The organism is Phyllobacterium sp. (assembly GCF_037994405.1).
Lineage (GTDB): Bacteria > Pseudomonadota > Alphaproteobacteria > Rhizobiales > Rhizobiaceae > Phyllobacterium.
Genome location: NZ_JBBNAN010000090.1, coordinates 1 through 5,798, shown reverse-complemented (window position 1 = coordinate 5,798; position 5,798 = coordinate 1). Strand labels below are relative to the sequence as shown.

Below are 5,798 nucleotides of genomic sequence, written 5' to 3'. Positions count from 1 at the left end.
CTGGATCGTCTTGGGAGCGCGCGGGGTGCGTAGTCATCGCGGCCAACCCAGAGCCTCCACGGTCGTCACAAGATGCCGAGGAGCCCGGCTCGGATCGGTAGCCGGGATGCGTTCGGCGCCACCACGCAGGCTACGAAAGCGGTGCGCAGCTCATCGAGCAACGCATCTATAAGAACATTCGGGGACATCTCGCATCGTACCGTCCGCCATTTAGCACTCGGAGCAGCTCCGGACCGTCATCCCATGCGCTTCGCGACGCGCACGGGATGACAGCGGGGAGGACTAAGACGACGACTTCAGCGAATCCGTATCGACCGGAAGGGTGCGCAAGCGCTTGCCGGTGGCGGCGAAGATTGCATTGGTCACTGCGGCGCTGACAATGGCTGTCGGAGCTTCACCAACGCCACCTGGAGCTTCTGCGCTCTTGATCAAATGCGTCTCCACCATCGGCACCTCATCGATACGCATCGGCAGATAGCTGTCGAAATTGCTCTGCTCGACTCGTCCATCCTTGAAGGTGATCGAGCCATGGAGTGCAGCGGTCAGCCCGAAAAGCGTTCCACCTTGAATCTGTGCTTCGATCGTATCGGGATTGATGTACATGCCACAATCAACCGCGCAGACGATCCGCTTGACTTTGACGGAGCCATCGGCCGCCACTTCGACCTCGGCGACCGCCGACAAGTAACTTCCGAATGCGAATTGTACCGAAATCCCGCGGCCCTGCCGCGCGGGAAGCGGTGATCCCCACCCTGCTTTTTCTGCGGCAAGCGACAAAACAGCAAGCGCTCGCGGATTGTGACCAAGCAATTCCTTGCGATAAGCGACGGGATCCTGCTTCGCAGCATGCGCGAGCTCATCCATGAAGCTTTCAACCACAAAAACATTGTGAGTCGGTCCGACCCCGCGCCAGAAAGCCGTCCGGACACCAGCGGGCTCAACCCGGACATAGTCGACGTGGATATTGGGCAGCGCATAAGGCCCGGCCGCCGCTTCTACGGCATCGAAGTCTAATCCATCCTTGAACCAAATAGGAAAATAGCGAGCGGCGATAGAGGAGCCGGCGATCCGATGTGTCCAGGCAACCGGCTTCCCGGCCGCATCAAGTCCGGCCGACAGCCGATCGAAGTAGTACGGCCGATACATGTCGTGCTGGATGTCTTCCTCGCGACTCCAGATCACCTTCACCGGACCATCGACGTGCTTGGCGATCTTGACCGCCAGCACAGTGCCATCGGCCTCCAGCCTTCGGCCGAAGCCACCTCCAATCAGATGATTGTGAATTTTGATTGCATCCTTTGGAAGACCAGTGAGTTCAGCCACCAGAGATTGCGTGAGCGCCACCGCCTGCGTCCCGACCCAGATGTCGCAACGATCCTTCTGCAGATGAACAGTACAGTTCATCGGCTCCATCGCCGCATGGGCGAGGAAAGGCACCTGATAGATCGCTTCGAGTCGCTGCGCCGCTTGAGCAAGGGCAGTCTCTGCATCACCATCGTTACGAGCAATTGCGCCCGGCTTTTTGGATTCCTCCTCCAATTGTTTGACGATATCGGCGCTGCTGACCTTGCCGTTCGGCCCGTCGTCCCATGTGATGGCGCCAGCCTCGATCCCCTTCTTCGCCGCACCCGTGTGATCTGCCACCACGGCAACTGCTTCGTCGATATTAACAACTTGCCGGACCCCCTTCACGGCCAGCGCAGCCTTCTCGTCCACCGTTTTCGCCTTGCCACCGAGCACAGGCGAAATAGCAACCGCGGCAACTTTCATACCCGGCAATTGCGTATCGATGCCGTAGAGCGCGCGCCCATCGACCTTTATCGGGGAATCGATGCGTTTGGCGCGCGTGCCGATCAGTGTAAAATCCTTTGGATCCTTCAATTTGACGTTTGCCGCAGGCGGCACAGGCAATTTCGCAGCAGCCTTCGCAAGTTCACCGTAGCTCAGATGCTTCGAGCCGGACGCATCGAACACGACGCCGTCCTTGGCGCGGCAAGTCGCCGGATCGACATTCCAGCGCTCTGCGGCTGCCGCAATCAGCAGATTACGACCCACTGCCCCTGCTTGACGCAGCGGTGCCGAGAAGGCACGTACAGAGGAGGAAGCCCCCGTAGTTTGAATATGCAGGAACTGGTTGGCGTAAAGCGCATCATTTGCCGGCGCATGCTGGACCTGAATCTGGTCGAGCTTCACTTCCAGTTCTTCAGCGAGAAGCATCGAGAGCGACGTGTAAACCCCCTGCCCCATCTCGGCCATCGGCATGATCAGGGTCACGGCGCCGGTTGGATTGATTCGTATAAATCCATTCGGTGCGAAAGTACCCGTGACCTCGTTTTCGACCACCCGCGATGCAGGCGCCGCGAAGACGGAGTCCGTGCTCGCACCGGTCAGCGCAAAACCAAGCAGCAAACCTGTGCCCTGAAGAAAGGCGCGCCGTGACATCGCCGTTTCATCGACAAACTGCTCTTTCAAAATAAGCTCATCCATGACCTCAAACTCCCGCAGCGAGCTTGATCGCAGCACGGATGCGCTGATAGGTGCCACATCGGCAGACATTGCCCGACATGGCGGCGTCAATGTCGTCATCCGTCGGCTGCGGCGTGTCCTTCAGCAACGCCGCGGCAGACATGATCTGGCCCGACTGGCAGTAGCCGCACTGCACCACTTCCAGCTCCAGCCACGCCTTCTGTAAGGCCGCGCCTTGCGGCGTCCGTCCGATCGCCTCGATCGTGGTGATCGCACTGTCGCCGACGCTGTCGACTGGCGTCTGGCAGGAGCGGACCGGTTGGCCGTCGAGATGCACGGTGCAGGCGCCGCACAGCGCCTGGCCGCAGCCAAACTTGGTCCCGTTCATGCCGAGCACATCGCGCAGCACCCATAGCAGCGGGGTGTCGCCGTCGACATCGACCTTATGGGCTGTGGTGTTGATCTTTAAGGTGAAAGCCATGGATGCCTCTTAGGTGTCTGGGCTGATAGGACGCAGCCGGCGGATATGACCGCAGCCGGCCGGCTGCGTGGATTAATGGGTACGTCGCTCAGGGACGAACGCGGATGACCGTCTTGCCTGCGCGTCGCTCGGTCGCCGCTGGCGCGTGCCATGAAATTCGTCGCCTCCTCGCAAGAGAAGATGGACGTCGTCAAGGACGCCTGAGCGAAGGGCAATAGGCCCTACGGCCGTTTCCAGTCGCACGGAGTGTTCTTACCTACGTTCGCCAAGGGTGCTCTGGCAATTCAATCTGGCCGACAGCGCGTACGCCGGCCTCGGCAACAGCGTGATCATTCTCGAACGTCGACCCGCTTACTCCAACAGCACCGATCATCACACCGCCGTCATCGACGATTGGAATTCCACCTGGGAAGGTGATGAGACCATCATTGGAGTGCTCGATACCATACAGGGGACCGTTCGGGTGAGATAATTGGCCGATTTGACCGGTCATCATACCAAAAAAAAGCGCGGTCTTTGCCTTCTTCTGCGAGATGTCGATAGACCCGACCCACGCATCGTCCATTCGATAAAAGGCCTTCAGGTTTCCTCCGGAGTCGACCAAGGCTATACACATTTGCGTATTCAAGGCCTCGGCCTTTGCACGAGAGGCTTCGACGATTTTCTGTGCTTGTGCTATCATCACATGCATCGGAGTATCTCCTCGACTTTAAGGTGCCCAACGCCAGCGGGCCGCGATTAGTCGTCGGCGTCAACGACACAATGTGCCCTAGGGTCGGCGTAGCTAAGACAGCAGTTGTGGCAGCGTAGGACGAAGTTTTCCAATAGCTGGTACGTATCGTTTCCATAGCGGCGGGGAATACGGCTGCAACAACGCTCACGTATCGGCGGCGGCTCGAGAGGCATCCGTTTGCTCGATCGCTGGTAGAAGATATCGTAGCGGTTGGCATCGGCCGTGCGGTATGCAGGAAGGGTCATGACAAGCTGGCGTTAGGGCTCGCGGGCCTCGATCGAGCGTTCGCTTGGCACGCTCAAAATCACCTCTCGCCATGGAGTCGATAGCCGATTGTTATCGGAATCGCAGAGAGACGCCTCGGCACGCTGCGTTGGGAGTGCAGTGCTTCCCTCGGCAGAGACTCGCCCGAGCGGAACTCTCGGCGACTGCGAAGAGATGTTCACGTGTCTAGGACCATCATAACCCACAGCTATCGACTCCATGGCGTGACTTCATTTCACACTGCGCCGCGCAGAACCCTATTCTGATGGCCGTGAGCGGCAACCTTTCGCCGCCAAACGCGACACTCGAACAAGAGTTCACAATCAGGAGGCTACAAATGTCAGTCCAAAAGCCGGTTCTAACGCCGCCCCACGGTGGCGAGAAGGTGACCACGAACGGAGGCTCGAGCATCGAGATTAAAGTGGAGAGCAGCCAGTCCGGAGGTGAATACGGCGCTGTCCTGTGGACCGTGCGAGCCGGGGAGGAGCCTCCGATGCACATCCACTCGCGCGAGGACGAGCTAGTCTACGTGGTTGAGGGGCGGCTAATCGCGCAGGTGGGCGATTCCCGCGTTGAGGTGGGAGCAGGCGCCTACGCGGCTCTTCCCCGTGGTGTGCCGCATACGATCGAAGTGGTCGGCGACCAAGCGATCTTGCTGGCCACCTACGTGCCGGGTGGGCTGGAGCGTCTGTTGGTGCCCCGGAAAGGCGAGAAACCCGATCCGGCAGCTTTCGGCGTGACGTTCCCGCAGAGCTGAGGACCACGACGCGCGGTATTCGTAACCGCGCGCCCGTGCGGGACCGGCATCCGGCGGTTCGCGAGAGCGCCTGATGATCGATTCCACGCGCCGGCTACATGCGCCTAACATCCCTAATTCGACATCAACTACCAACACAAAGGGGCTATGGTGCGCAACATTCTCAAGGCTATCGAGTGGCTGTTCATCTTCCCAGGCGATTGGGTTTCCGACCGATTTGGGGTGGAGCAAGGTGAAAACCGTGGCTTGGTGAGAATGCTCGTAAACTCGTTGTTCTGGATTCTTGTTGTAATCATCGGGTTGACGATTTGGACCAACACCCTTCCCATCTACCAGTGACACAATCGCAGCTAAAAAAGTCATCAGGACGCACCGTAGTCGGGCCTCTTTTTCTTCCGAAGCGCGACGCACCAATCGCACTGCTCCGTGGGCCCTTTCGGGCCTTGTGCCGAACGATGCATCGAAGTGAGTGCGATCGATAGTCAGCTCTGGCGTAACGGGACCGCCCGCCGCATGCCTCGAGACATTCTTGTTGTTGGATGCAAAACACAAGGAGGATCATCATAATCAAGTTCAGGCGTGAGATGATCTGATGCTTCTCGGTGTCTGGGCTGAGAGGGCGCAGCCGGCGGATATGACCGCAGTCAGCCGGCTGCGTGGATTAATGGGTACGTCGCTCAGGGGGCGAACGCGGATGACCGTCTTGCCTGCGCGTCGCTCGGTCGCGTTGAAGGCGGCATTATCCGCAACAAGGTGGCCTGGTGGTCTTCGTTCGTCGCGGACGCAGGGCCTATCCACCGATGGGTTTCACACCGTACTTTTGATAGTAGGTGCTCCTGATTTCGTCCTGATTTCGAGGAGGGTGGGCAAAGACATGGGCGGGAGACAGCAACGGGGTGATCGAGGTAGTTTCGATTTTGACAACGTGATCGACAGGATACTCCGGGCCGTTCGTCGCCCGAACCCAGTTGGCGATCATCAAGGACTCGTCATCGTCAGGCGGCAGTATCGACGCACGGCCCTTGAATCGATAACCGCGCCTCTGGAAGATGTCGACTACGTTAATTTCGACGGCGGGATTGCGCTTCAGGTTCAGT

General features: G+C 59.0%; 5 protein-coding genes. 1 reads left to right on the top strand and 4 read right to left on the bottom strand.

The window, feature by feature from the left end; translation table 11 throughout:
- Positions 1-282: 282 nt before the first annotated feature.
- The 3 genes from AAAC48_RS05540 to AAAC48_RS05530 all read right to left on the bottom strand — a co-directional run bounded on the left by AAAC48_RS05540 (position 283) and on the right by AAAC48_RS05530 (position 3,638).
- On the bottom strand, positions 283-2,487 hold the full coding sequence (locus AAAC48_RS05540; RefSeq protein ID WP_340653220.1) for a xanthine dehydrogenase family protein molybdopterin-binding subunit: 2,205 nt from the start codon (positions 2,485-2,487) through the stop codon (positions 283-285).
- A gap of 4 nt (positions 2,488-2,491) precedes the next feature.
- Entirely contained in the window at positions 2,492-2,947 is a 456-nt protein-coding gene (locus AAAC48_RS05535; RefSeq protein ID WP_340653219.1) for a (2Fe-2S)-binding protein, read from the bottom strand.
- Positions 2,948-3,203: 256 nt separating this feature from the next.
- Positions 3,204-3,638, bottom strand: coding sequence for a heme-binding protein (locus AAAC48_RS05530; RefSeq protein ID WP_340653218.1), 435 nt, complete (start codon positions 3,636-3,638; stop codon positions 3,204-3,206).
- A 643-nt stretch (positions 3,639-4,281) separates the two neighbouring features.
- Here AAAC48_RS05530 and AAAC48_RS05525 point away from each other — a divergent pair.
- Entirely contained in the window at positions 4,282-4,701 is a 420-nt protein-coding gene (locus AAAC48_RS05525) for a cupin domain-containing protein (RefSeq protein WP_340653217.1), read from the top strand.
- A 790-nt stretch (positions 4,702-5,491) separates the two neighbouring features.
- Here AAAC48_RS05525 and AAAC48_RS05520 read toward each other — a convergent pair.
- Positions 5,492-5,798 (bottom strand): pyridoxamine 5'-phosphate oxidase family protein (locus AAAC48_RS05520; protein ID WP_340653216.1); only part of this gene is annotated, 307 nt, incomplete at its 5' end.

Coding starts and splice junctions, on each gene's coding strand:
- AAAC48_RS05540 (WP_340653220.1), bottom strand. CDS start 2,487: ATGGATGAGCTTATTTTGAAAGAGCAGTTTGTCGATGAAACGGCGATG.
- AAAC48_RS05535 (WP_340653219.1), bottom strand. CDS start 2,947: ATGGCTTTCACCTTAAAGATCAACACCACAGCCCATAAGGTCGATGTC.
- AAAC48_RS05530 (WP_340653218.1), bottom strand. CDS start 3,638: ATGCATGTGATGATAGCACAAGCACAGAAAATCGTCGAAGCCTCTCGT.
- AAAC48_RS05525 (WP_340653217.1), top strand. CDS start 4,282: ATGTCAGTCCAAAAGCCGGTTCTAACGCCGCCCCACGGTGGCGAGAAG.